Origin of the sequence: Stenotrophomonas sp. I18B00994, from assembly GCF_014145825.1 — a bacterium.
Lineage (GTDB): Bacteria > Pseudomonadota > Gammaproteobacteria > Xanthomonadales > Xanthomonadaceae > Stenotrophomonas > Stenotrophomonas maltophilia.
In genome coordinates this window covers 132,238-154,046 of record NZ_JACIUW010000012.1, presented here as the reverse complement: position 1 = coordinate 154,046, position 21,809 = coordinate 132,238, and the positions used below count along the sequence as shown (strand labels likewise).

Here is a 21,809-nt window from a genome sequence, read left to right as displayed (position 1 = left end):
AAGGCTGCGCGCGTTTTACGCTGGCCTGAAGGCCAAGGGCAAAGCGAGCAAGGTGGCGCTCGTGGCGGTCATGCGCAAAATGCTGGTGATCCTCAACGCCCGTAAGCGAGACGCCGAGGTGGCCCTCGGCTGCCCCTGACAAGACAGTTGCTACTGGGTCAGCACCAAACCCAGCCGCAGCGGCTGGCGCATGTCGGCCGGTGGCGCGGCCTGCAGGGATGCACTCTGCAGGGTCGCGCGCAGGTCGGCGTCGACCTGGGCATCACCCAGGCTGTCGAATTCCAGCTTCGAAATGCGGCCATCCGCCGCGATCCACACGCTCACCGGCAACGGCGTCGGCGCATCCGGATGTGCCTGCAGCCATTCCAGCACACGCTGCGCCTGCGGATCCTGCTCCTGCTGCAGGCGCTGCTGCAGCTGCCCCCCCACGGCGGCGGCATAGGCCATCCAGTGTGCAGGGGCTTCCTGCGCGGAAACGCTGGCACTCCCCAGTGCCAACGCGCCGAACAACGCGGCCAGTGGCCGCCACCAGCGGCGTGCACCGGTTGTGTTCCTTGCCATCGCCATCGCCCGCCCCTGCGCTCCCATCCAACCGCTGATGGTCGGCGCGGTAGATGACAGGCAGATGGCGGCACAGTAGAGCCACGCCATGCATGGCGTGGATCTACTGGAACAGAGCGGCCAGTAGCATGCGCAAGGACGAGAGCCGTGATCAGTCGCCCAGGTCGGCCAGCACCTTGCGCGAGGGCGCGAAGAAGGTCACGCCGGTGGTGGCGGTGGAGAAATCAAGGATGCGGTCATGCAGCGGTGCGGGATTGCCGATGAACATGCGCTCGAGCATCTTCTCGATCACCCACAGGCGGCGCGTGTAGCCGATGAAGTAGGTGCCGTACTCGCCGCGACCCGGGTTGGCGAACGGCATGTTGTCGCGCAGGATCTCGTGCTCGCCGTCGGCATCCTCGATGGTGCACAGCGTCTTGTGCGACTTCTGCGCATCGGCCGGCGCATCGTCCAGCTCGATGTTGTCGTGCTTGGTGCGGCCGATGATCGCTTCCTGCGCTTCGGTCTTCTGCGCGCGCCAGGCATCAAGATTGTGCAGGTACTTCTGCACCACCACGTAACTGCCGCCGGCATGCTCCGGGTCTTCCTCGCCCACGATGGTGGCTTCCGGCAGCGACAGCCCTTCCGGGTTGGCGGTGCCGTCAACGAAATCGAGCAGGTCGCGGCCATCGAAATAGCGGAAGCCGGCCACGTCATCGACCGTCTCCACCGCATCGCCAAAGGCCATCAGCAGGTTGCGCTCGAACGCCACGATCAGGTCCATGGTACGTGCACGGATGTGGTACAGCAGGTCGCCCGGCGTGGACACAGCGGTATGGGTCGCGCCCTTGATCTCGCGGAACGGCTGCAACTCGCGCGGCGGCGTGGTGCCCACCAGCGGCTGCCACACGCGGTGGCCGATGGCCACGTTGCAGGTGAAGGTGCGTTCGATCTCGCGGATGGCGGTGTTCTTGATCAGGTCGTCGGTGCTGGCCAGCACCTCGCGTGCCTTGGCGATCGACGCCTCGTCATCCTTCACCTTCAGCACCAGGAACGCCGCCGAATGGGTCAGTGGCGCGGTGATCTGCTGCGGCTCGTTGTCGAGCGTGTGGTTGACGGCGGTGATCGGTGCGGGCTGGGAGTTCACGGCGGTTCCTGCTGGCTTGAGGCGGGCGCATCGCGTGTGGCGATGTGCGGGCGATCATAGCGGAACCCCCTGACCGGGGACGGAGCGGTTCTCGTTCCGTCCACCGGCGAAGGTACGAAGGCCTCAATCCACATCACTCCAGACCGCCAGTTCGTAGCCATCCAGATCGCGGAAGTGGAAGCGGCGACCACCCGGGAAGGCGAACACCGCCTGCACCACCTCGCCACCGGCGGCGATCACGCGTTGCTGTGCATCGGCCAGGTCCGCGCAGTAGAGGATCACCAGCGGCCCCCCGTGGGCACGCACCGCCGCGTCGGCCACGAAGCCACCTTTCAGACGGCCGTCGTCGAACTCGGTGTAGGCCGTGCCGTAGTCCGTGAAGCGCCAGCCGAACACCTCGCCGTAGAAGCGCTTGCTACGGTCAATGTCGGCGACGTTGAATTCGATGTTGTCGATGCGGCGTTCGGCATCGTGGGGCGCGGCAGGATTCATGGCGAGGCTCCGTGGTGGGAGCCCAGCATCGATGCAGCACAGTGGTCTTGAACAAAACGGCCATCATTGTCCCCACTCCAGGCGCAGCTCGCTGGCGGTCATGCCCGCCAGTTCACGCGCCTCGCGGCTGAGATGGGCCTGGTCGGCATAGCCGGCATCAGCGGCCAGCATCGCCAACGAATGCAGTGGCAGCGCGCGACTCTGGCGCAGGAAACGTTGCAGCCGCAGGATCCGCTCCAGCGTCTTGGCGCCGTAGCCGAACTGCGCCTGGCTGAAACGCCGCAGGCTGCGCGGGCTCAGGCCCAGGTGCGCCGCCAGCGTATCCAGCGTGGCATTACCCGCGGCGAGCGCCTGGAACAGGACATGGGCGCGCTGCGCCGGCGTATCGAGCGCGGCCGCACCCATGTGCTGTTGCAGGCAGTGCGCCATTCGCTGCAGGCGCTGTGCAGGCGCGGTGTCGCCGATGGAGGCCGCCGCCTTGTTCGCCCACGCGCCCTTCAGGTCGGCCAGTGGCATGGCCTGGCCGATGATCCCGGCCAAGGGCAGGCCCAGCGCGGCCAATGCCTGGCCGGGACGGAAGCGTGCGCCCAGCACCTGCGCACCGGGTGCCAGCGCCGGGTGCGCGGCCACGCGGTCCGGGCCGACGACGAACAGCGCACCGTCGCGCCAGAGGATATCCACGCAGCCATCGGGCAATACGGTGATGTGCCCATCGGCATCGGCAGGAAGCTGGCTCTGCCACAGCTGGCCAAAGTGGCCGCGCAGCGGCGCAGGCGCCAGATGCTCCTGGTAGATCGTGCCGGTGCCTGCAAGAGAGGAAGGGTCGCCCATGCCGCATTGTGGCGCCACGGGGCCCATAAAAGTGAAGCCCGGCGCGAGGCCGGGCTTCGGTTGGCGTGTGGGAGAGAGAGAGTCACACGCCAGCACAACACGCACTAACGACAGGCGTTTGTTACCAGGTGAAGCGCGGGCCCACGAACCACTCGCGGTCGCCGGCCTTGGCCAGCTTCACTTCGCCACTCAGGCCCCAGTTCTGGTTGAACTTGGCGGTGGCGCCGACACGGCCATAGAACTCGCCGTCCGGGTTGATGCCGTGCTTCTTGGTGTAGTCCTCGTAGCCGGCCATCACGTAGCCTTCCACGTACGGGTTGAACGCGGTGCGCACGCCAACTTCGGTCGAGTAGCCGTTGAAGTCCAGGCCATGCTTCATGTCGAACTTCTGGTACGCAACGCGAGCCACCAGGTCGGTGTTCGGTGCGATGCCGTAGTTGTAGCCGGCGCCGATGCGCCACTGGTCGACGTCATTCTTGAACTTGTCGGTCTCCTGCGCGCTGTAGTCGCCGAAGATGTGGAAGTTCGGGTGCACCGCCACGGAACCCTTCACCTTCCAGCCGTCGGCGTCGCCGCCCTTGGCATCGGTGTTCACGTAGCCGCCTTCAACGTAGTTGTACGACAGGCCATCGGTTGCCGATGCAGCGAACGGCAGAGCAGCCAGAAGACCCAGGGCGAGCAGCGAATTCTTGTTCATCGGGACACACCTTTAATTATTTTGGTTTCGTCGGCCGCCTCCCGGGAGGGGGAGAGAGAAGAGGCGGTCGACAGGTGTGAATTATCCGTTAGGGGGTCTAATCAACCCTGAATATTGAACTGACTGGTGTATAAATAAGGCTGGCGTTCAGGGAACTCCGCATGGGACCGCTGTCGGCTTCTTGCGCGCACCACGCTCGGTGCTTGATGCGGGCTCTGATCCTGATCGCCTCGCCGGTTGTGCTACTGCAGGCACAGGCCGCTGAGCGCATCGTTTCTGCCAGGCACATCGTCGTACAGACAGACGATGTCACGCGCTTCTTCAAGATGCTGGACGCCAACCAAGGGCGCCCAAGCGCCGATGATCTGCAACACGGCTATCTGGATGCGGGTACGGATGCCCTGCGCAGCTTCACCGACCGCCGTATCGGCTCGATGGAGCGGCTGGCCAGGGCCATCCAGGACAAGCCGGCATTGTTTGCGAAAGCGAGAACCTGCGCGACCGCATTGCCATCGATCCGCACGCGCGTCGCCGCTGCCGTCGATCGACTTGGCGCCCTGTTGCCGTCTGCGCGCTTTCCCCCGGTCACCGTACTGGTGGGCCGCGGCAACAGTGGTGGCGTGACTACCGAAGCAGGTGTGGTCATCGGACTGGAAGCACTGTGCAACGCCGACTGGATGCAGACCGACGTAGGTGACCGCTTCGTGCATCTGATCGCGCATGAGTATGTGCACGTGCAACAGCCCGGTGCACGCGTGGACATCGAGCAGCCCACCCTGCTCTATCAGACCCTGCTGGAAGGGGGCGCCGAATACGTGGCCGAACGGATCTCCGGGCAACCGGCCAACGCGCATCTGCAGCGTTGGACGCAGGGTCGCGAGTGTGCGCTGGAGCGTGCGTTCCTGCAGGACAGCATGGGTACCGATCTTTCGGGGTGGCTGTACAACGGTCCCGGCAACGATGCGCGCCGCGGAGATCTCGGCTACTGGATCGGCTATCGCATCGCCCATGCCTATGTTGCGCGCGCGGCCGACACGCGCAGCGGCGTCGCCGAACTGCTGGATGTCCAGCCCGGGAACGCTGCGGCGCTGCTGGAAGCAAGTGGATGGCAACCTGCGTGCGGAGTAGGCGAAAGCACGCAGACGCGCATGCCGTGATGCCGGCTTCATGCAGGTGAATGGGTAACGTTTAACAGGCACAAGGCGCTTCGCCGATGCAGATCAGTTCGCTTGATCCCTCTTGTTAAGGTTTGTTGATCTACAGGCCTTCACAGCCCATCCACGTACTCAAATTCCAGCTGAAAGCACGGGCTAGCGCCGGGAACAAACGCCGCTATATTCCAGCTTCCCCAGACGAAGGAGGGAGTTGGAAATGAAACTGACCAAGCAGCACATCAACGCAGCACGCGCCATCACCGTCGCCATCGTGGCCACCGTAAGCCTCGGCGCTTGCGCCACCTACAAGGACGAGTTCGCAACCATCAACTCGCGCCTCGATCAGCTCGACGTAAAGGTGCAGGGCGCTGCCCAGAGTGCCGAGTCCGCCAACCAGTCGGCGCAGCAGGCCAACCAGCGTCTGGACCAGATCGAAGGCCGCGTACAGCAGCTTGAAAGGGCACCGGCCGGTCGCAAGCCGCGCGGCTGATAGCTCCCTCATCCTTTGAATTGATCCACCTCTGTATCGGGAACCAGTGGCCTTCGCCGGCCACTGGCATCCTTCCACCCAGAATTGCAAGGAGCCGTCCCATTCGTACCTCCTCCTCCCCTGCACGCCGCGTCCTCCATGCCGCACTGGCGATGGCACTGGCCGTTGCGTGCAGCGGCGCAGCCAGCGCCAAGGGCAAGGACAAGGAAGCGCCTGAACAGCGAATTGCTGCCGTTGATGAACTTCCACCCGACCAGAGCGTGTCCGAAACAGTGATCGAGCTGGCCGGCTGGGTGGTTGCCAGCAAGGACAACCAGGGCTACCCGTTCGCAATCATGGACAAGGCCGCCGCGCAGGTCCTGATCTTCGGCGGCGACGGTAAGCTGCGCGGCGCGGCACCGGCGCTGTTCGGTTCGGCCATCGGTGATCACTCGGCCCCTGGTGTTGCCAAGCTCGCACTGAGCGCGATTCCCGGCCATGACCGCACCACCCCTGCCGGCCGTTTCATTGGTGGCTACGGCCCCTCCGACGATGCCGGGCGCGTGCTGTGGGTGGACTACGATTCCGCCGTCTCGATGCACCCGCTGCCGCCAGGCACCCCGAAAGAGAAACGCGCCCAACGGCTGGCAACGCCGACGCCGGACGACAACCGCGTCACCCACGGCTGCATCAACGTCTCGCCCGCGTTCTACGAGCAGATCGTGCAGTCCACGTTCGAGAAGGGCGGTGTGTTCTACATCCTGCCGGACAAGGATTCGATCGCGAAGACGTTCCCGGAGTTCGCGCAGAGCCGTGGCGATGCGAAGGACGAAGACGAGAAAGGCGCGCGGCGCGCAAGCAAGTAGAAGTGGGTAGTGGAAAGCGTTTGCGTACTGGAAGTCAGGAAGCCGCAGCGCCCGCCGCCCGCGCCAATGCAGCGGCATGCGCATCGCCCTTCCTCTCGCTGTAACGGTCCACCAGGTAGTCCGTCCTGCCACGCGTCAGCAGCGTGAACTTCACCAGCTCTTCCATCACATCCACCACCCGATCGTAGTACGGCGAGGGTTTCATCCGGCCGTCGTCATCGAATTCCTGCCAGGCCTTGGCCACTGACGACTGGTTGGGGATGGTCAGCATGCGCATCCAACGGCCGAGCACGCGCAACGTGTTGACCGTATTGAACGACTGCGAGCCGCCACTCACCTGCAGCAGCGCCAGCGTCCTGCCCTGCGTGGGCCGCACGCTGCCATCTTCCAGCGGCAACCAGTCGATCTGGTTCTTGAACACGCCGGTGACCGTGCCATGCCGCTCGGGGCTGACCCAGACCTGGCCTTCCGACCACTGCGACCATTCGCGCAGTCGCTGCACTTCAGGGTGGTGCGGGTGCACGCTGTCCAGCATGGGCAGCGCATGCGGATCGAACACGCGGGTCTCGCACCCCAGGTGACGCAACAATCGCTCGGCTTCCAGCGCCAGCTTGCGACTGAACGACTGCGGTCGAAGCGAGCCGTAGAGCAGGAGGATGCGTGGCGGTTTCGGATCTGCCGCGGCGAGCTGGTGGTGATCGGGCTGGGGCAGCGAGGCGTCTACCAGATTCGGTAGATGGGGGCTTGTGATGGGCTTATTCATTCGATTATTCTAGAAATATGGAAACTTTGAATGCAATTGCTGCCCTGACTGCCCTGGGCCATGCCACCCGCCTGGCTGCCTTCCGCCTGCTGGTGGAGGCTGGCCCGGCAGGTCGCATGGCGGGCGACATCGCCACGGCCCTGCAGGTGCCCCCAGCCACGCTCAGCTTCCACCTGAAGGAGCTGGTGCAGGCCGGCCTGGTGGAGAGCGAAAGCCAGGGTCGCCATGTCTGCTACCGCGCCAACTTCGATGCGATGAACGGCTTGATCGAGTACCTGACGCACAACTGCTGCGCGGGCTCGCCAACCGAGCAATGCATGCCCACGGCGCCCGCCTGCAAGGGCTGACCCCACACAGATCCTCTCCACTCAAGGCAATTGCTCCATGACCCGCAATGTCCTGTTCCTCTGTACCGGCAACAGCGCCCGCAGCGTGCTTGCCGAAGCCACCCTGCGTGCATGGGGCGGCGATTGCTTCGCCGCCTTCAGTGCCGGCAGCCAGCCCACCGGCCAGGTCAATCCGTTCGCGCTCGCCCAGCTGCAGGCCGAAGGAATGCCCGTCGAAGGGCTGCGCAGCAAGTCGTGGGATGAGTTCGTGGATGCAGCCCCGATGGACCTGGTGATCACCGTGTGCGATTCAGCCGCAGCGGAGGCCTGCCCGGTGGTGTTCGGTAACTTCATCCGCAGCCACTGGGGCCTGCCCGATCCGGCCGCCGTGGCAGGCAGCGATGCCGACAAGGCCGCTGCCTTCGCACTGGCCCATGCCATCGTGAAAACGCGCCTGCGTGCGCTGCTCGCACTGCCCGAATCGGTGTGGTCCGAACGCGAAGCGCTGCAGCACACGCTGGATCGGATCGGACAGCTGCTGCCGACTGATCGCATGCCGTGACAGCCCCCATGAATCTGTTCGAGCGCTACCTGACGCTTTGGGTCGGGCTTTGTATTGCGGTCGGCACGCTGCTGGGCCACTTCCTACCCGCTGTTTTCGCGGAGCTGGCTTCGGCCGAAATCGCCAAGGTCAATCTGCCGGTTGCCGCGCTGATCTGGTTGATGATCATCCCGATGCTGCTGAAGGTCGACTTCACCGCAATGCGCCAGTTGCAGCAGCACTGGAAGGGCATCGGGGTAACACTGTTCATCAACTGGGCGGTCAAGCCGTTTTCGATGGCGCTGCTGGGCTGGCTGTTCCTGCGCCATGCCTTCGCGGACTGGCTGCCCGCAGCACAGATCGACAGCTACATCGCCGGTTTGATCCTGCTGGCGGCCGCGCCCTGCACCGCCATGGTGTTCGTGTGGAGCAACCTGTGCCGCGGTGATGCCAACTTCACCCTGAGCCAGGTGGCCTTGAACGACGCGATCATGGTGGTCGCATACGCACCGGTGGTTGCGCTGTTGCTCGGCCTGTCGGCGATCACTGTGCCGTGGGACACGCTGCTGTTGTCGGTGGGCCTCTACATCGTGGCGCCGGTGCTGGTGGCCGCCCTGCTGCGGCGCGGAATCCTGTTGCGTCGTGGCGAGGCAGCATTGCAGCGGGTGCTTCACAAGCTTGGGCCCGTCTCGCTGTCTGCGCTGCTGCTCACGCTGGTGCTGCTGTTCGGGTTCCAGGGCCAGCAGATCGTGAAGCAACCGCTGGTGATTGCACTGATTGCAGTGCCGATCCTGATCCAGGTCTACTTCACTTCAGGCCTGGCCTACCTGCTCAACCGCCGCCTGGGCGTGGCGCATTGCGTGGCCGGTCCTTCAGCGCTGATTGGCGCCAGCAACTTCTTCGAACTGGCTGTGGCCACAGCGGTGGGACTGTTCGGCGTGCACTCGGGAGCGGCGCTGGCCACCGTGGTGGGTGTGCTGATCGAGGTACCGGTCATGCTGTCTGTGGTGCGGATCGTGAACCGTACACAAGCCTGGTACGAGAGACGCGAAGAGCACTGACAGATCAAAGTGTGCGGGAATCGATTTACGTTCTTCGCCCCGCACTGTCGTCATCGACTTGGTGGGGTGCCCGTACGCCACGTCATCAACTTCGACCCATGTCGCATATTCCCCATGCCGCTACGGCCGTTGCGGCGCCTGCGTCTGCGACAGCTTAACAGCGTGCAAAAATGCCAGAAGCGTCTTTGATCAAGCGTTGAATGCAACTGTTCTGATTGGCACCGCGCAGCAGCACGCGTACAGATGACGTGCCATCGAAAAAGGATGGCCGGGCTTCGAAAACCCGTGCGCTTGTTTAACAACGCTTGCCCGCCGGCGTCACCCCTCGTGGCGCCGGCGGGCAAACCGTCTGCCGGCTATGGCGGGCGGAGCGTGGAGGCCCTGTGCCTGCCGGTTTCAACAAGCGCCCGGTTTTCGAGCCACGTCTCCGCCCGCCACCTTTGCGTGGCGGCTGCCGTCTGTCCTGCACGGAGCATTGCCATGAGCACACCCGAATCCTCCCGACTACGCACGCAGTACGTGCCCGCCAACGCGGACGTGCCTTCGGAAGCACCGCATCCGCACGATTCTCTCGGTTTCATCGCCACCCTCGACCGCATTGGCAAGGGCGCCGCCGCCGACGGCCAGCCCTGGCCGGAACGTCATCAGATGCCCGGCCGCCGCATGGCCTTGGCCGACGCGGACTGCGCATTGACCGGCCTGCGCGTGGCGCTGGAAATGCTGCTGGCTGCCGAGCGCGTGCGCCAGAACGGACCCGACGAGGAGTACGTGGGCGACCGGTTGATGGAGGGCCTGATGATGGTCAGTCTGTCGCTGACAGCACAGGTCAGCGCACGCATGCGGCCGGAAGGGTGATACGGGGAACAACGCTCACTGCAACGCCGGGCACGGCCCGGCGCTGCGGCGCGCGCCACATCACTCGCAGAGTGCGCTGTCTTCCTTCAACGCGGCATCCTGCAGTGGCTGGCGCTGTTCGATCTGCGCACGTTGTTCCGCCGTCGGCTCGCCCAGCCACCATACACGGCAGCGCGCGGTAAGACGGCCAACCATCTTCGACTGATCGGGCGAATACAGCATCGCCAACGCCGTGCCGGGGCAGTCGTGGGCCTGGCAGGCGGTGTAGAACCACCACGGCTCACCCTGCAGCACTACCAGTTCGCCAGGACCGCTGGGCCCGCTCAACAGGCGTTCGCGCAGCGATGGAATCTCCTTGTCAGCGGATTCGGCTGCGGCCGTGTTCTTCATCAGGGCGTTGAACGCGGCCAGCACCTTCGGATCCTTGCGGCCGCAGTCGTCCACGGTATTGCCGCCCACCAGGGTGAAGAAATGCGTCGCCAGCGGGTTGTCCGCGCAGGTGAGTTCCCCGCCAGCGATCGGGTCTTCCGGTTCGCCTTCGTTATCCCACACCGAGGGGTCCACACCGTCTTCGGCGGATGGTTTCTTCTCCACCACCGTGGCGGTAGCGGCCGGTGCTTCGGTGGTCGGTGCCGGCGCCACAGCAGGTGCAGTCTCGCCAGTCTTCTCCGGTGCCTGTCCGCAGGCTGCCAGCAGCGCGGCCATCATCGCCATCCCTGTGATTCGCATCTTCATTCCGTGTCCTTGTCTGATCTGCGCTGCATCCACCAAATCGGCGGCCGCGTGATTCTAACCAGCGGCGCGCTAGGATGCGTCTGAAGCCTTCCCGTCGTCGCCAGAGCCTGGACGCATGCGCCGCACACGACTCGCCATGATCTTCTGCAGTGCCCTGCTGATGGCATCGCCGGCAACTGCCCACGATGCAGAAGGCGCGAAGCCCGCACAGCCGCTTCCCGATATCGCGCTGCCCGCACCACTGGACCGTGTACTGCGCGACTACGAGCAGGCGTGGCGCACGGGTGATGTCAAGGCATTGGGTGCGCTGTTCGCCGAGGATGGCTTTGTGCTGCAGAGCAACCAGCCGCCGGTGCGCGGCCGCAGTGCGATCGAGGCCGCGTATGCCGGCCAGGGCGGCAGCCCGTTGCGGCTGCGTGCGCTGGCGTATTCGATGGAGGGCAACACGGGCTACATCGTCGGTGCGTACAGCTACGGCAACAACGTGGGCGATACCGGCAAGTTCACGCTCACGTTGAAGCGCGTGGGCGATGGGCCGTGGCTGATCTTTTCGGACATGGACAACACCAGCGCGCCGCCACGAGCGCGGTGATTGCTGCCGCTGGGTGCCAACCAAGGTTGGCAGCTACCAGAAGCGGGGTCCGTCGTAGATCCACGCCATGCGTGGATGGGGCGCGCACAAAAAAAACCCCGGCACGTAGCCGGGGTTTTTCGATTCACTTGAACAGCGTGTCCGGGTATTCCGGTTTCTGTTCCCGCGCCAGCAATGCGCGCAGGCCTTCTTCCGGCGTCTGCTCGCCATGCAGCACGGCACGCACGCGGTCGGAGATCGGCAGGTCGATGCCATGGCGGCGCGCCTGTCGCATCACTTCGTCGGCGGTCTGCACCGACTCGACCACCTGGCCGATTTCGCGCACGGCATCCTGCAGCGTCTGGCCACGGCCCAGGGCCAGGCCCAGGCGGCGGTTGCGCGACAGGTCGCCGGTGCAGGTCAGCACCAGATCGCCCAGGCCCGCCAGGCCCATCAGCGTTTCCGGCTTGGCACCGATGGCAGCGGCCAGGCGCAGCATCTCGTTGAGGCCACGGGTGATCAGGCCGGCACGGGCGTTGAGGCCCAGCTGCATGCCATCGGCCACGCCGGTGGCCACGGCCAGCACGTTCTTCATCGCGCCGCCCAGCTCGGCACCAACCATGTCGTCGCCGGTGTAGGCGCGGAACGCCGGGCCATGCATCGCCTCGGCCACCATCTGCGCGAACTCGGGCACGTCGCCGTGCACGGTGATCGCGGTCGGCAGGCCCTGGGTCACTTCCTTGGCGAACGACGGCCCGGTGACAACGGCCAGCGGCACGTCCTCACCCAGCACTTCGCGCGCCACTTCATGCAGGAAGCGGCCCGAACCGGGTTCGAAGCCCTTGGTGGCCCAGGCCACGCCGGCACCGGCAGGACGCAGCGGCGCCAGCGCACGCACGGTTTCGCCGAAGGCATGCGAGGGGGTCACCACCAGGATCCAGGCCGCGCCCTCCACCGCCGACGCCAGGTCGGTGGTGGCACGCAGGCTGTCCGGCAGCGGGATGCCCGGCAGGTAACGCGGGTTCTCGTGGCGCTGGTCGATGGCTTCGACCACGGCAGCATCGCGCCCCCACAGCACGGTCGGATGACCGTGCCGTGCGAGCAGGCTGGCCAGCGCGGTTCCCCAGGAACCGGCGCCAAGCACGGCGATCTTGTCAGCGGTAGTGCTCATCCGTGACGTCGCGGCAGGAATCAGGCGTTGCCAGCCGGCTCGGAGTCAGCCAGCGACGGTGCGTCGCCCTGCTCCTGGCGCTGGCGCAGGGTTTCTGCGTACAGGCCTTCGAAGTTGATCGGCTGCAGGAAGAACGGCGGGAAGCCGCCGGCCTGGATCAGGTCGCTGATCAGCTGGCGCACGTACGGGAACAGGATATTCGGGCACTGGGTGCCGAGCAGCACGTCGATCGACTGCGGGTCCAGGCCGACCAGGCCGAACACGCCGGCCTGCTTCACTTCGGCCACGTAGGCGGTGCGCTCACCGGCCTGGCAGGTCAGAGTCACGGCCAGCACGACTTCGAAGGCGTTCTCACCCAGGCGCTGCACCTGCTGGTTCAGGTTCAGCTGCAGCTCCGGCTGCACCTGGTCATTGAAGATGGTCGGGGCGTTCGGCGACTCGAAGGAGACGTCCTTGACGTAGATCTTCTCGACGGTGAAAGCGGGGCCGGTGGCGGCATCGACCGGCGCAGCAGCGCCGTTGGTGATCTCTTCGGACATTTCCAGTAACTCCAATGAATGCAATGAAAACGATGGTCGAATTACTGCGATGGGGGCGGGATCAGGCCCATACAAGGCCGGATCCGCCACCCGCGGCAATCAGTTGCGGCCCTTGACCAGCGGCAGTTCGGCCTGCTGCCAGGCGGGAATGCCGCCGTCGAGCACGTAGACCTTCTCGAAGCCGGCCTTCTTCAGCGCCTTGGCGGCGGTTTCCGAGGCGTTGCCGCTGCGGCACACCAGCACCACCGGCGACTGCTTGGCGTTGGCCACCAGCTTGTGGTCCGGGCCGAAGGCACTGGCCTGGGCGTTGCGGCTGCCGGCAATGTGGCCCTTCTCGAAGTCACCGCTGGCCGACAGGTCGACCACCACCGTGCCGCCCGCGTTCATCAGCTGGGTCAGTTCGGCGGGCTTGATGCCCTTGAAGCCCCGGAACAGGCGGCGGATCTCGGTGACGATGATGGCCACGGTCAGGCCGACCAGGGCCGCGGACAGCATCGGGTTTCGGCCTGCAAAGGCCAGCAACTCTTCGTAATTCACTCAGGTCACGGGTCGATTAAGCGGGCGCCGATTGTCGCACAAGCCGGACGCGGCCCGTCACTGCCCCTTCCACAGGTCCGGCAGGCCGGCGGTCTGCCACCAGCGCTTGGCCTCCGGATCCCAGCGCCAGCGCTCGACCACCATCACGGTGCGTTCGGCCTGGGTGTTCTGGTTGATCACCCCGATTTCGACCCGGCGCTCGACCAGGCCGCCTTCCAGCGCCGCGCTGCTGCGCTCGCGGTAAGACGACACGCGCAGCTGCGCGTAGCGGTTGAGCTCGAACTCGGTAGGCGGCTTTTCCTTGCGCAGCTTGGGGTCCAGATAGCCGATGGCATCGTCCATGCTGCCCCAGCGGATGGTGGCGCCGTAGGCGATCTGGGTCTCTTCCAGCAGCTTGCGCTGCTTGCGGCTCAGGTCGTCGGCCGAAGCCACGGCGCTGACCAGCAGCAGGGAACACATCAGGAACTGGATGAGGCGGCGCATCGGTGGTTTCCCCAGAACGTCAGCCTGCCATCCTACCCTTTGGCGAAGGCAACAAAGCGACCGCTGAACTCTGCGGCAGGCTTGCCATCGGCACCGGGCTGGGTGGCGATGATGCTGATGCGGGCCTTGCGGCGCTGGCGGAAGGTGTTCAGGAAGGCGTCCCAGCCGGTGGCCTCGGCCGCTTCGGCGTGGGCGTGCAGGTCTTCGTAGACCGGGGCCAGGTAGCGCAGGTTGCTGTCGGCCACGTAGACCTCGGCATCGTGGCCGGCCAGGCGCAGGCGCAGGCTGACCAGCGCCCAGCCGGACAGGGTCAGCACCGAGGCCAGGCTGCCACCGAAGGCGTTGCCCTTGTCGTTGACGTTGGCGGCCAACGGCGCGGTGATGCGCAGCACGCCGTCGGCATAGCCGTCGAGCTGGATCTGCATGGCGCGCACCGCCGGCATGCAGTCCAGCACGTCCTGCAGGGCGGCCAGCGAGGAAGTCAGAGCATCAACGGACATCGGAGCAGAGACCACGACAACGAAGGGCCCGCATAATGCAGGCAATGGCCGACCATACGATACCCACTGGCGCCGCCGGTTCCGACGCGGGCTGGACCCTGGTTTCACTGCGCCCGCAGGGCCAGCATGTGGCGCTGCGCCGCGCCGTTGCTGGGCTGGGCGGGCATGTGCTGGCCCTTTCGCCGTGGCGCCTGCAGCGCCTGAAGGGCACGCCAGTGGTGCGCCAGCTGCAACGCGCGCTGAACTGCGATCGGGTGGTGTTCACCAGCCCGGCCGCCGTTGCCGCAGCCGCGTCCCTGCTGCCACTGGCCGAGGCGCAACGCAGCCCGTGGCTGACCGTGGGCGAAGGCACCGCGCGCGCACTGCGGGCGCAGGGCGTCGGCGAGGTGCATGCACCGCAGCGGATGGACAGCGAGGGCCTGCTGGCGCTGCCGGTGCTGGCCGAGGTGCAGGGCCTGCGCATCGGACTGGTCACCGCCCCCGGCGGACGCGGCCTGATTGCTGCCCACCTGCAGGCCGCAGGCGCCACGATCGAACGTGCCGATGTCTACCAGCGCCGCCTGCTGCGCCTGTCGCCCCGCACGCTGGCTCGATTGGCGCATTCAGCGCAGCCGTGGGTGCTGGCGGTGAGCAGTGGTGAGGCGTTGCTGCATTTCTGGCAGCAGCTTCCGCCGGCATTGCAGCAACGCCTGCAGGCCCAGGCCACCGTCGTCGTGGCCAGCGAACGGCTGGGCGATCAGGCGCATGCACTGGGGCTGCAGCGCGTGGTGCGCGCGGCCGGGCCCACCACGGCACAGCTGGTGGCCGCTGCACACGCCATGCTCACCGTCCCGGCAGCGACCTGAACAGGGACATGGGTCACGCTTGCCGCTGTGGTCGGCAACAGTGATGCTGTGCACAACGCGGCCTGCCGGATCCTGACCGGCGACGTTGCCGACAAGGAAGCCCCATGAACGAGACTCCGCCCGTTTCCCCGCCCCGTCGACCCGTGCGCTGGCTGCTGCCGCTGGCCGGGGTGGTCGTGCTTGGCGTGGGCGGCTATGCCGGCTGGTACGTCTGGCAGCAGCAACAGCACGAACAGGAAGCGCAGGCACAGACCATGGCCGTGCAGCTGCAGGGCCTGGAGGCGACGCTGGATGCACTGCGCCGCGACCAGCGCGCGACCAGCCAGCGCCTGCAGGATGCGGCGACCACCAACCGCGTGCTGCGCGACGAGATGCTGGGCCTTTCGCAGCGCAGTGCGCTGCTGGAAGAGAACCTGGCCAAGCTGGCCGACAGCGCCAACCAGGGCCGCCAGGCGGTACAGCGCGATGAGGCCGAACTGCTGCTGACCCAGGCGGCGCAACGGCTGAATTATGCCGACGACGTGGAAGGCGCGCGCCGCCTGTATGCACAGGCCGCCACCGCGCTGGCCGATCTGCCCGACAGCGATGGCCTGAACCTGCGCCAGGCATTGGTGCAGGAGCGCGATGCACTCGATGCGCTGGGCGCCGGCCCGCGCGTGCAGTCGCTGCAGCGGCTGGATGCCTTGGCCAGGGCACTGCAGGGGCTGCCGTCGCAGGTGACCGGCAACGCTGCGACCGACACCGCAAAACCGTGGTGGCAATCGACGCTGGCCCCGTTCGTGGACATCACCCCGAGCCGCCAGAATGGCCCGCTGACCGCCGCCGAACGTCGCAATGCCGACGACGCCCTGCAGCTGGAACTGACCCTGGCGCGCGCCGCGATCGAACGCGGCGACCGCACGGGCCGCGATACCGCACTGGAACGCGTGGAGCACTGGGCACAGCGGCGCTGGCCGGATTCACCGGCCCTGCGCGCGCAACGTGCTGAACTGAAGGCCTTGCGCGAGCTTCCGCTGCAGGCCAGCAACACCGTGCTTGGCAGCACCCTGCAGCAACTGCGCACCCAGACCGACCGGAGGTAATCCCGCATGAAACCCCTGCAATCCCTGGTTGTGCTGTTGCTGGCGGTGGCCATCGGCGTGGTGGCCGCGCAATGGCTGGGCGCCGATGACCTCAACCGTTTCGGTGAAGTAACCCTGCGCTACGGCGGTTACGACTACCACAGCAACCTGCCGAAGGTGGCGCTGCTGTCGGTGATCGCAGTGCTGGTGCTGTGGCTGCTGTGGAGCCTGATTGCCGCACCGTTCCGCGCCTGGGGCCGCTACCGCCGCAAGCAGGGCCGGGTGCGCCTGATCGACGGCCTGCAGGCCTACGAGCACGGCCAGTGGCAGCGTGCCGAGAAGCTGCTGGATGGCGCTGCCAAGGACCCGGAAGTGAGCGCGGTGGCGCTGGCCAATGCCGTGCGCAGCGCACAGGCACGTGCCGACGGCCCCGCCGGTGAAGCGCTGCTGCAGCGTCTTGGCGAGAGCGATGCCACCCTGCAGGCGCTGCTGCGCGCCGAACAGCTGCTGGCGCGCGATCTGCCGGTGGATGCGATCAACGCATTGGACGTGGCGGCGATCCAGCCGCTGCCGCCGCGCGGCCTGTGGCTGCGTACCGAAGCGCTGGCGCGTGCCGGCCGCGCACACGAGGCCTATGGCCAGCTGGGTGCGCTGCGCCAGAGCAAGGTACTGCCGGCCGAATCGAACAGCGAACTGGAAGCCCGCCTGGCCGCACAGGCGCTGCTGGAAGCGGCCGACGTCAATGCATTGGCCGCACAGTGGGAAGCCACGCCGAAGGCGCTGCGGCCGACCCCGGACGTGGTGGGCGCCTATGCCAGCCGTGCGGTGGCCCTGAACTGGGATGAGCCGGCGCTGCTGGCGCTGGAACAGGCGCTGGACCAGCGCTGGGACGACGAACTGGTCGCGCTGTACGGCCGTCTGCCGGCCGAGCGCCTGGCCACCCGCCAGGCCAACCTGGCGCGCTGGCGCAATGTGCATGATGGCTCGGCCGCACTGCATCTGGCGCAGGGCCGCGTCGCCCTGGCCCAGCAGCAGTGGGATGCTGCCGATACGTTCCTGCACGAGGCCATCGCCGCCGGCGCCGGTGCCCCGGCGTGGGAGGCACTGGGTGAACTGTTCGCGCAGCGTGGCGAGCACGCGCTGGCCGCGCAGTGCCTGGCCAATGCGCTGCGACTGCAGCGCGGCGAGGACAGCGTGGCGCTGGTGCGCGGCAGCGAGGCACCATTGCGTGCCACGGTGGAAGAGCAGCCGATCGCGGTGCAGCCGCCGGTGTATGACGCCAATGAAGAGCGCGACGAGTTCGGCAACCCGCGGTTGCCGTGAGGCGTGCCGACCAACGGTCGGAGCCCACCGGAGCAACAAAAAAACGCCGCCCATTGGGCGGCGTTTTCATGTGTGGAACCCGGTAGTCGCCAACCTTGGTTGGCGCGCGGTCGCAACGATCAGCGTTCGACGATCGCCACCACGCCCATGCCGCCGGCGGTGCAGATCGACACCAGCGCGCGGCCGCCGCCACGTTCGGCCAGCTGCTTGGCTGCGGTAGCGATCACGCGGGCGCCGGTGGCGGCGAACGGGTGGCCGGTAGCCAGCGACGAGCCCAGCAGGTTGATCTTGTCCGGGTCGATACGGCCCATCGGCGCATCCAGGCCCAGGCGGTTGCGGCAGTAATCCTCGCTCTCCCACGCACGCAGGGTGCACAGCACCTGTGCAGCGAAAGCCTCGTGGATCTCGTAGATGTCGAAGTCCTGCAGGGTCAGGCCGTTGCGCTTGAGCATCTCCGGCACGGCCACGGTCGGTGCCATCAGCAGGCCTTCGCCATGCACGAAGTCCACCGCAGAGACGTGCGCATCGCGCAGGTACGCCTGCGGCTCATGGCCGTGCGCACGCGCCCACTCTTCACTGGCCAGCAGCACCGCGGCGGCGCCATCGGTCAGCGGCGTGGAGTTGGCGGCGGTCAGGGTGCCACGGCCGGAGACCTTGTCGAAGGCCGGCTTCAGCGTGGCCAGCTTTTCCAGCGAGGTATCCGGACGCAGGATGTTGTCGCGCTCGACGCCACGGAACGGTGCGATCAGATCGTTGAAGAAACCGCGCTCATAGGCAGCGGCCAGCTTCTTGTGCGAGGACACCGCCCACTCGTCCTGCGAGTCGCGCGAGATGTTCCATTCCTTGGCCATGTCCTCGCAGTGGTCGCCCATGCTCTTGCCGGTGCGCGGCTCGGCCACACCCGGGAACTCGGGCTTGAGCTCGGAGAACTTGAAGCCGGAAGTGAGAGCGCGGATCTTGTCGCCGGTGCTCTTGGCACGGTTGGCGGCCAGCAGGCGCGCGCGCAGCTTCTTGCCGTAGACGATCGGCACGTCGGAGGTGGTGTCCGAACCGCCGCCGATGCCCGATTCGATCTGGCCCAGCGCGATCTTGTTGGCGACAGTGATGATGCTGTCCAGCGAGGTGCCACAGGCGCGCTGCAGGGTGATGCCCGGGGTCAGCGGCGACAGGCCGGACGACAGCGTGGCTTCACGGCCCAGGTTCCAGTCGCTGGAGTGCTTGATCACCGCACCCATCGCCACTTCACCCAGCTGCTGGCCGTGCAGGCCGAACCGTTCGACCAGCGCGCCCAGCGTACGGACCGACATGCCGAGGTTGCCGACATCCGAATACGCGGTGTTCTGGCGGCAGAACGGAATGCGGACGCCACCGAGGATGGCGACGGGACGAGCGTTGGGCATGGAGATACCTGGCATGGATGAGGGTGTCTGCAACATGGCCTGCACGGCGGAGCAGGCATAATGGAGCCAAGTGTAGCTGCCGCCCTGTGATGGGCCAACCGTGGAACCATGAGCAAACCCGACCCCGCGATGAATGCCCTTGGCGTGCTGGCCCTGGAACTGGCCGGCGGTGAAATCCCCCGCCAGGCGGTACTCAGCGCCGAACAGGCCGGTGAACTGGCCGATCGCGTCGGCCGCGACCTGTCCAAGCTGGTGCCGCAGGTGGCCGAGCTGGACCTGGTGTTCGCCGCCGCCCATTTCGACCCGGCCGAAGTGCTGCGCCCGGGCTGGCCGATCCACCGCCGCCTGGAAGAACTGCAGATGCGTGCCCCGGGCCGCAACCAGGGCCCGCGCCTGCTGGCCTTTGGTACCGACGCCCAGGGCGACGTGCCGCTACCGTTCCAGGCCGACGCCAGCCTGGTGGGCGGCGGCCTGCGCGTGGTGCCGTTCCTGCTGACCGGCAGCGACGTGGCGACGACCAATGCGGTGGCCGAGGCGCTGGAAGACACGCTGCTGGCCAACGGCATGGCCCATGCCGACACCGCGTTGATGGCGCAGAACACCTTCGGTGCCCGCATCGAGCACGCGCGCTATTTCACTGTGAATGATCTGGCCGCGATGATGTCGATGCAGTACGACAACCAGGGCCTGGCCGCACTGTGGCCGCTGATCGAGACCGCGATCATGGCCCCCGGTGAAGACGAATGGCTCAACGCCGCGCCCGAGCCGCTGCTGCGTTACACGCATGGCGAAGCACGCATGGCGCTGTTCGATCCGGCCGGCTGGTGCGCGCACTACGATTACGGCAAGAACGATTGCGACCGCCTGAAGGGCATCTACGAGCAGTTCCTGATGCGCCAGCGACAGATGGCCGCGGTGCTGGAAGCACATGGCGTGCCGGTACTGTTCGTGCACTGCGAGGCCGGCCAGGACGCGCGCGAACTGCTGGCGCGCTGATCAAGCCGCACCACGCGCCGCCAACCGGTTCGGCGGCGCGATGTGCCACCATTGCGGGCTTGTGCATGGATACTCATGCGCGATCAAGGACGAACTGCATGCTGTATACACTTCAATGCGCAGGGCTGACCCTGCTTGCCACAGCCGTCTGTGGCCTTCCGATCATGGCCCAGGCAGCGGCACCGGTTGCCGCGACACCCACCTGCACAGTTGCGCCGGCCTTCGCTGCTGCCGTGGCGGAGCCCGAGGTCTATGACAGCCATATCAGCTTCAGCAACACGGTCAAGGTGCAGGTCAACGTCGATGCGCAGGGCCGCGCCCACGATGCGCGCGTGCTGAACGGCTCCCGCAACCGGGTGCTGGATGATGCAGCCCGGCAGGCGGCCCTCAGCTGGAAGTATCAGTGCACGGGCCCGGGCGGCATCGCGCAACCGGTCGTGCCTGTTCCGGAACCGGCTTGCCGGCTGGACCGCCTGAGCTGGGCGGACAACGAACCCAGGTTCTCCAGCGCAGTGCGGTCCAGCGGTTTGCGCGGCTCGGCGGAAGTCTGGTTGCGCCCGGTGGCCGGCGATCCGGCAAAAACGGAGGTGAAGATCGGCCGGAGCAGCGGGGATGCACGCATTGATGACACGCTGCTCAACGCCGCACGGAACTGGCGGCTGACCTGCCCGCCGGACGCGCCCGTGAAGCACCCCTGGATCAGCTTCACCCAGTCATTCAACTTCGAACCGCGGCGCCAGCCAGCGGCCACGGAGGCATCAGAGCCGGAGCCAGATGATGTGGTGATTGCAAATGATGCCCTGCTGGAATTCGGCACCGTCGCCGGCTTCGTCGAAGCGCTGCCGAAGATGAAGGGTGTAGATCTTGCGCCGGATCAGTCGAGTCAGCCGGGGATGACGCTCTACAACACCAGTCTTGGCGCGATCATGCGGGAAATCGAGATGACCGAGGGACGGTTGAAGCCGGTGACCATGACCCACTGGCTGGTGATGGTGCCGCCCCACCGCACGGCACCGGCCGTGGTGCGCACCTTCAAGCGCGAAGTGATCGATGCCAAGACGGGCAAGGCCCACATGCAGACCGATATCTCGATACTGTGTGAAAGCGGCCCTGCCGAATGCGCTGAACTGCGGCAGCGACGCGACACATTGCTGCGATCCCCCTGACCGCAGCAAAGGCAGCCGAGCATCGGCTCGGCTCTACAGGAAGGGATACAAGAAAAACGCCGGCTTGCGCCGGCGTTTTCCATTTCCAGCAGGAGCGCGCTTACGGCGCCTTCTGGATCACCGCACACGCCAGGCGCGCGCCGGCATTGCCGGTCGGCTGGGTCTTGTAGTCATCCGCATCGGCGTGGACGATCAGGCCACGGCCGATGATGTCGAAGTCATCACCCTTGCCGATGTTGACGTTGCTCGACACCGGGCCGTCGATGGTGGCCACGCCCTTGTCGTCGGCCTTGATGTTGGGCATGTCGCCGCCGTGGTGCGGATCGGTGGCGACATTGCCGTGATCCTGCTTGCCCGGGTTGAAGTGGCCACCGGCGCTCATGCCATCCGGGGCGCTGCAGTCGCCCTTCTCGTGAATGTGGAAGCCGTGCTCGCTGCCCGGCTTCAGGCCGCTGATCTGGCCGGTCACGTGGACCTTGCCATCGACCACCTTGAAGGTGACGCTGCCCTTGGTCTCGTTGCCCTGGGTCGGTGCCAGCTCGGCGCTGGCCGTAGCATCGGCAGCCGGTGCAGCCGCCGGGGCCGGCGTTGCAGCCGGTTCGGTGGTGGCACCGTCGGCCGGCGCGGCCGGAGGGGTTTCAGCCTGCGGCGCGGCCGGCTGCTGGTTGCAGGCCGCCAGGCCCAGCGCAGCAATGGCTGCGAACAGCGAAGTGTGGATCAAGCGCATGGAATCTCTCCCT

General features: G+C 66.4%; 27 protein-coding genes and 1 pseudogene. 14 read left to right on the top strand and 14 right to left on the bottom strand.

Annotated features, from left to right (window positions below; all coding sequences use genetic code 11):
• Positions 1 to 139: pseudogene (locus H4O10_RS14795) on the top strand (IS110 family transposase); the annotation flags it as partial.
• Positions 140 to 150: 11 nt separating this feature from the next.
• Here the strand turns inward: H4O10_RS14795 and H4O10_RS14790 are convergent.
• The 5 genes from H4O10_RS14790 to H4O10_RS14770 all read right to left on the bottom strand — a co-directional run bounded on the left by H4O10_RS14790 (position 151) and on the right by H4O10_RS14770 (position 3,707).
• Positions 151 to 567 (bottom strand): hypothetical protein, encoded by a 417-nt coding sequence (locus H4O10_RS14790; RefSeq protein ID WP_033835100.1) that lies wholly within the window; start codon positions 565 to 567, stop codon positions 151 to 153.
• A gap of 145 nt (positions 568 to 712) precedes the next feature.
• Complete coding sequence (locus tag H4O10_RS14785) at positions 713 to 1,687, bottom strand: Dyp-type peroxidase (RefSeq protein ID WP_012478755.1); 975 nt, start codon at positions 1,685 to 1,687, stop codon at positions 713 to 715.
• A 123-nt stretch (positions 1,688 to 1,810) separates the two neighbouring features.
• Positions 1,811 to 2,179, bottom strand: coding sequence for a VOC family protein (locus H4O10_RS14780; RefSeq protein WP_033835099.1), 369 nt, complete (start codon positions 2,177 to 2,179; stop codon positions 1,811 to 1,813).
• A gap of 63 nt (positions 2,180 to 2,242) precedes the next feature.
• Positions 2,243 to 3,010 carry a helix-turn-helix domain-containing protein gene (locus tag H4O10_RS14775; RefSeq protein ID WP_049452647.1) on the bottom strand — a complete coding sequence of 256 codons (768 nt, stop codon included), beginning with the start codon at positions 3,008 to 3,010 and terminating at the stop codon, positions 2,243 to 2,245.
• 121 nt (positions 3,011 to 3,131) lie between these two features.
• Positions 3,132 to 3,707, bottom strand: a complete 576-nt coding sequence (locus tag H4O10_RS14770) for an Ax21 family protein (RefSeq protein WP_005411880.1) — start codon at positions 3,705 to 3,707, stop codon at positions 3,132 to 3,134.
• A gap of 206 nt (positions 3,708 to 3,913) precedes the next feature.
• On the opposite strand from H4O10_RS14770, the gene H4O10_RS14765 reads away from it, so the two are divergent.
• The 3 genes from H4O10_RS14765 to H4O10_RS14755 all read left to right on the top strand — a co-directional run bounded on the left by H4O10_RS14765 (position 3,914) and on the right by H4O10_RS14755 (position 6,196).
• Entirely contained in the window at positions 3,914 to 4,864 is a 951-nt protein-coding gene (locus H4O10_RS14765; protein WP_049452646.1) for a DUF2268 domain-containing putative Zn-dependent protease, read from the top strand.
• 214 nt (positions 4,865 to 5,078) lie between these two features.
• Positions 5,079 to 5,351, top strand: a complete 273-nt coding sequence (locus tag H4O10_RS14760; RefSeq protein WP_005407606.1) for a hypothetical protein — start codon at positions 5,079 to 5,081, stop codon at positions 5,349 to 5,351.
• Positions 5,352 to 5,503: 152 nt separating this feature from the next.
• Positions 5,504 to 6,196, top strand: coding sequence for a L,D-transpeptidase (locus tag H4O10_RS14755; RefSeq protein ID WP_049402849.1), 693 nt, complete (start codon positions 5,504 to 5,506; stop codon positions 6,194 to 6,196).
• 34 nt (positions 6,197 to 6,230) lie between these two features.
• On the opposite strand, the gene arsH is transcribed toward H4O10_RS14755, so the two are convergent.
• Positions 6,231 to 6,959 carry an arsenical resistance protein ArsH gene (arsH, locus tag H4O10_RS14750; protein ID WP_049452645.1) on the bottom strand — a complete coding sequence of 243 codons (729 nt, stop codon included), beginning with the start codon at positions 6,957 to 6,959 and terminating at the stop codon, positions 6,231 to 6,233.
• Between the two features lie 17 nt (positions 6,960 to 6,976).
• Here arsH and H4O10_RS14745 point away from each other — a divergent pair, with 17 nt between their 5' ends.
• The 4 genes from H4O10_RS14745 to H4O10_RS14730 all read left to right on the top strand — a co-directional run bounded on the left by H4O10_RS14745 (position 6,977) and on the right by H4O10_RS14730 (position 9,742).
• The gene (locus tag H4O10_RS14745) at positions 6,977 to 7,306 is read left to right on the top strand and encodes a metalloregulator ArsR/SmtB family transcription factor (protein WP_024957759.1); all 330 of its coding nucleotides are present in this window, start codon (positions 6,977 to 6,979) and stop codon (positions 7,304 to 7,306) included.
• 37 nt (positions 7,307 to 7,343) lie between these two features.
• The gene (locus H4O10_RS14740; protein ID WP_033834623.1) at positions 7,344 to 7,847 is read left to right on the top strand and encodes an arsenate reductase ArsC; all 504 of its coding nucleotides are present in this window, start codon (positions 7,344 to 7,346) and stop codon (positions 7,845 to 7,847) included.
• A gap of 8 nt (positions 7,848 to 7,855) precedes the next feature.
• Positions 7,856 to 8,887: an ACR3 family arsenite efflux transporter gene (gene arsB, locus H4O10_RS14735; RefSeq protein WP_033834622.1), complete on the top strand. Its 1,032-nt coding sequence runs from the start codon at positions 7,856 to 7,858 to the stop codon at positions 8,885 to 8,887.
• A 480-nt stretch (positions 8,888 to 9,367) separates the two neighbouring features.
• Positions 9,368 to 9,742, top strand: coding sequence for a hypothetical protein (locus H4O10_RS14730; RefSeq protein WP_033834621.1), 375 nt, complete (start codon positions 9,368 to 9,370; stop codon positions 9,740 to 9,742).
• Between the two features lie 60 nt (positions 9,743 to 9,802).
• Here H4O10_RS14730 and H4O10_RS14725 read toward each other — a convergent pair whose 3' ends face one another.
• Positions 9,803 to 10,477 (bottom strand): Ivy family c-type lysozyme inhibitor, encoded by a 675-nt coding sequence (locus H4O10_RS14725; RefSeq protein WP_033834620.1) that lies wholly within the window; start codon positions 10,475 to 10,477, stop codon positions 9,803 to 9,805.
• 115 nt (positions 10,478 to 10,592) lie between these two features.
• On the opposite strand from H4O10_RS14725, the gene H4O10_RS14720 reads away from it, so the two are divergent.
• Complete coding sequence (locus H4O10_RS14720; protein WP_239667799.1) at positions 10,593 to 11,069, top strand: nuclear transport factor 2 family protein; 477 nt, start codon at positions 10,593 to 10,595, stop codon at positions 11,067 to 11,069.
• Positions 11,070 to 11,193: 124 nt separating this feature from the next.
• On the opposite strand, the gene H4O10_RS14715 is transcribed toward H4O10_RS14720, so the two are convergent.
• The 5 genes from H4O10_RS14715 to H4O10_RS14695 form a co-directional block, all read right to left on the bottom strand.
• On the bottom strand, positions 11,194 to 12,219 hold the full coding sequence (locus H4O10_RS14715; protein WP_012478742.1) for an NAD(P)H-dependent glycerol-3-phosphate dehydrogenase: 1,026 nt from the start codon (positions 12,217 to 12,219) through the stop codon (positions 11,194 to 11,196).
• Positions 12,220 to 12,239: 20 nt separating this feature from the next.
• On the bottom strand, positions 12,240 to 12,758 hold the full coding sequence (secB, locus tag H4O10_RS14710) for a protein-export chaperone SecB (protein WP_005407596.1): 519 nt from the start codon (positions 12,756 to 12,758) through the stop codon (positions 12,240 to 12,242).
• Positions 12,759 to 12,857: 99 nt separating this feature from the next.
• Positions 12,858 to 13,295: a rhodanese-like domain-containing protein gene (locus tag H4O10_RS14705; RefSeq protein WP_005411869.1), complete on the bottom strand. Its 438-nt coding sequence runs from the start codon at positions 13,293 to 13,295 to the stop codon at positions 12,858 to 12,860.
• A gap of 57 nt (positions 13,296 to 13,352) precedes the next feature.
• Positions 13,353 to 13,778, bottom strand: a complete 426-nt coding sequence (locus H4O10_RS14700; RefSeq protein WP_005407594.1) for a hypothetical protein — start codon at positions 13,776 to 13,778, stop codon at positions 13,353 to 13,355.
• Positions 13,779 to 13,810: 32 nt separating this feature from the next.
• The gene (locus tag H4O10_RS14695; protein WP_005407593.1) at positions 13,811 to 14,278 is read right to left on the bottom strand and encodes a YiiD C-terminal domain-containing protein; all 468 of its coding nucleotides are present in this window, start codon (positions 14,276 to 14,278) and stop codon (positions 13,811 to 13,813) included.
• Positions 14,279 to 14,313: 35 nt separating this feature from the next.
• Here H4O10_RS14695 and H4O10_RS14690 point away from each other — a divergent pair, with 35 nt between their 5' ends.
• The 3 genes from H4O10_RS14690 to H4O10_RS14680 all read left to right on the top strand — a co-directional run bounded on the left by H4O10_RS14690 (position 14,314) and on the right by H4O10_RS14680 (position 17,507).
• Positions 14,314 to 15,123 carry a uroporphyrinogen-III synthase gene (locus H4O10_RS14690; RefSeq protein WP_049452643.1) on the top strand — a complete coding sequence of 270 codons (810 nt, stop codon included), beginning with the start codon at positions 14,314 to 14,316 and terminating at the stop codon, positions 15,121 to 15,123.
• 104 nt (positions 15,124 to 15,227) lie between these two features.
• Positions 15,228 to 16,205, top strand: coding sequence for a uroporphyrinogen-III C-methyltransferase (locus tag H4O10_RS14685; RefSeq protein WP_012478740.1), 978 nt, complete (start codon positions 15,228 to 15,230; stop codon positions 16,203 to 16,205).
• A 6-nt stretch (positions 16,206 to 16,211) separates the two neighbouring features.
• On the top strand, positions 16,212 to 17,507 hold the full coding sequence (locus tag H4O10_RS14680) for a heme biosynthesis HemY N-terminal domain-containing protein (protein ID WP_012478739.1): 1,296 nt from the start codon (positions 16,212 to 16,214) through the stop codon (positions 17,505 to 17,507).
• A 119-nt stretch (positions 17,508 to 17,626) separates the two neighbouring features.
• Here H4O10_RS14680 and H4O10_RS14675 read toward each other — a convergent pair whose 3' ends face one another.
• Complete coding sequence (locus H4O10_RS14675) at positions 17,627 to 18,922, bottom strand: acetyl-CoA C-acetyltransferase (protein ID WP_012478738.1); 1,296 nt, start codon at positions 18,920 to 18,922, stop codon at positions 17,627 to 17,629.
• 93 nt (positions 18,923 to 19,015) lie between these two features.
• Between H4O10_RS14675 and H4O10_RS14670 the strand changes: the two genes are divergently transcribed.
• Both H4O10_RS14670 and H4O10_RS14665 read left to right on the top strand, forming a co-directional pair.
• The gene (locus H4O10_RS14670) at positions 19,016 to 19,903 is read left to right on the top strand and encodes a hypothetical protein (RefSeq protein ID WP_033834616.1); all 888 of its coding nucleotides are present in this window, start codon (positions 19,016 to 19,018) and stop codon (positions 19,901 to 19,903) included.
• A 98-nt stretch (positions 19,904 to 20,001) separates the two neighbouring features.
• The gene (locus tag H4O10_RS14665) at positions 20,002 to 21,069 is read left to right on the top strand and encodes a TonB family protein (RefSeq protein WP_239667798.1); all 1,068 of its coding nucleotides are present in this window, start codon (positions 20,002 to 20,004) and stop codon (positions 21,067 to 21,069) included.
• 100 nt (positions 21,070 to 21,169) lie between these two features.
• Here H4O10_RS14665 and H4O10_RS14660 read toward each other — a convergent pair whose 3' ends face one another.
• Positions 21,170 to 21,796, bottom strand: a complete 627-nt coding sequence (locus tag H4O10_RS14660; protein ID WP_005411864.1) for a superoxide dismutase family protein — start codon at positions 21,794 to 21,796, stop codon at positions 21,170 to 21,172.
• Positions 21,797 to 21,809: the final 13 nt, after the last annotated feature.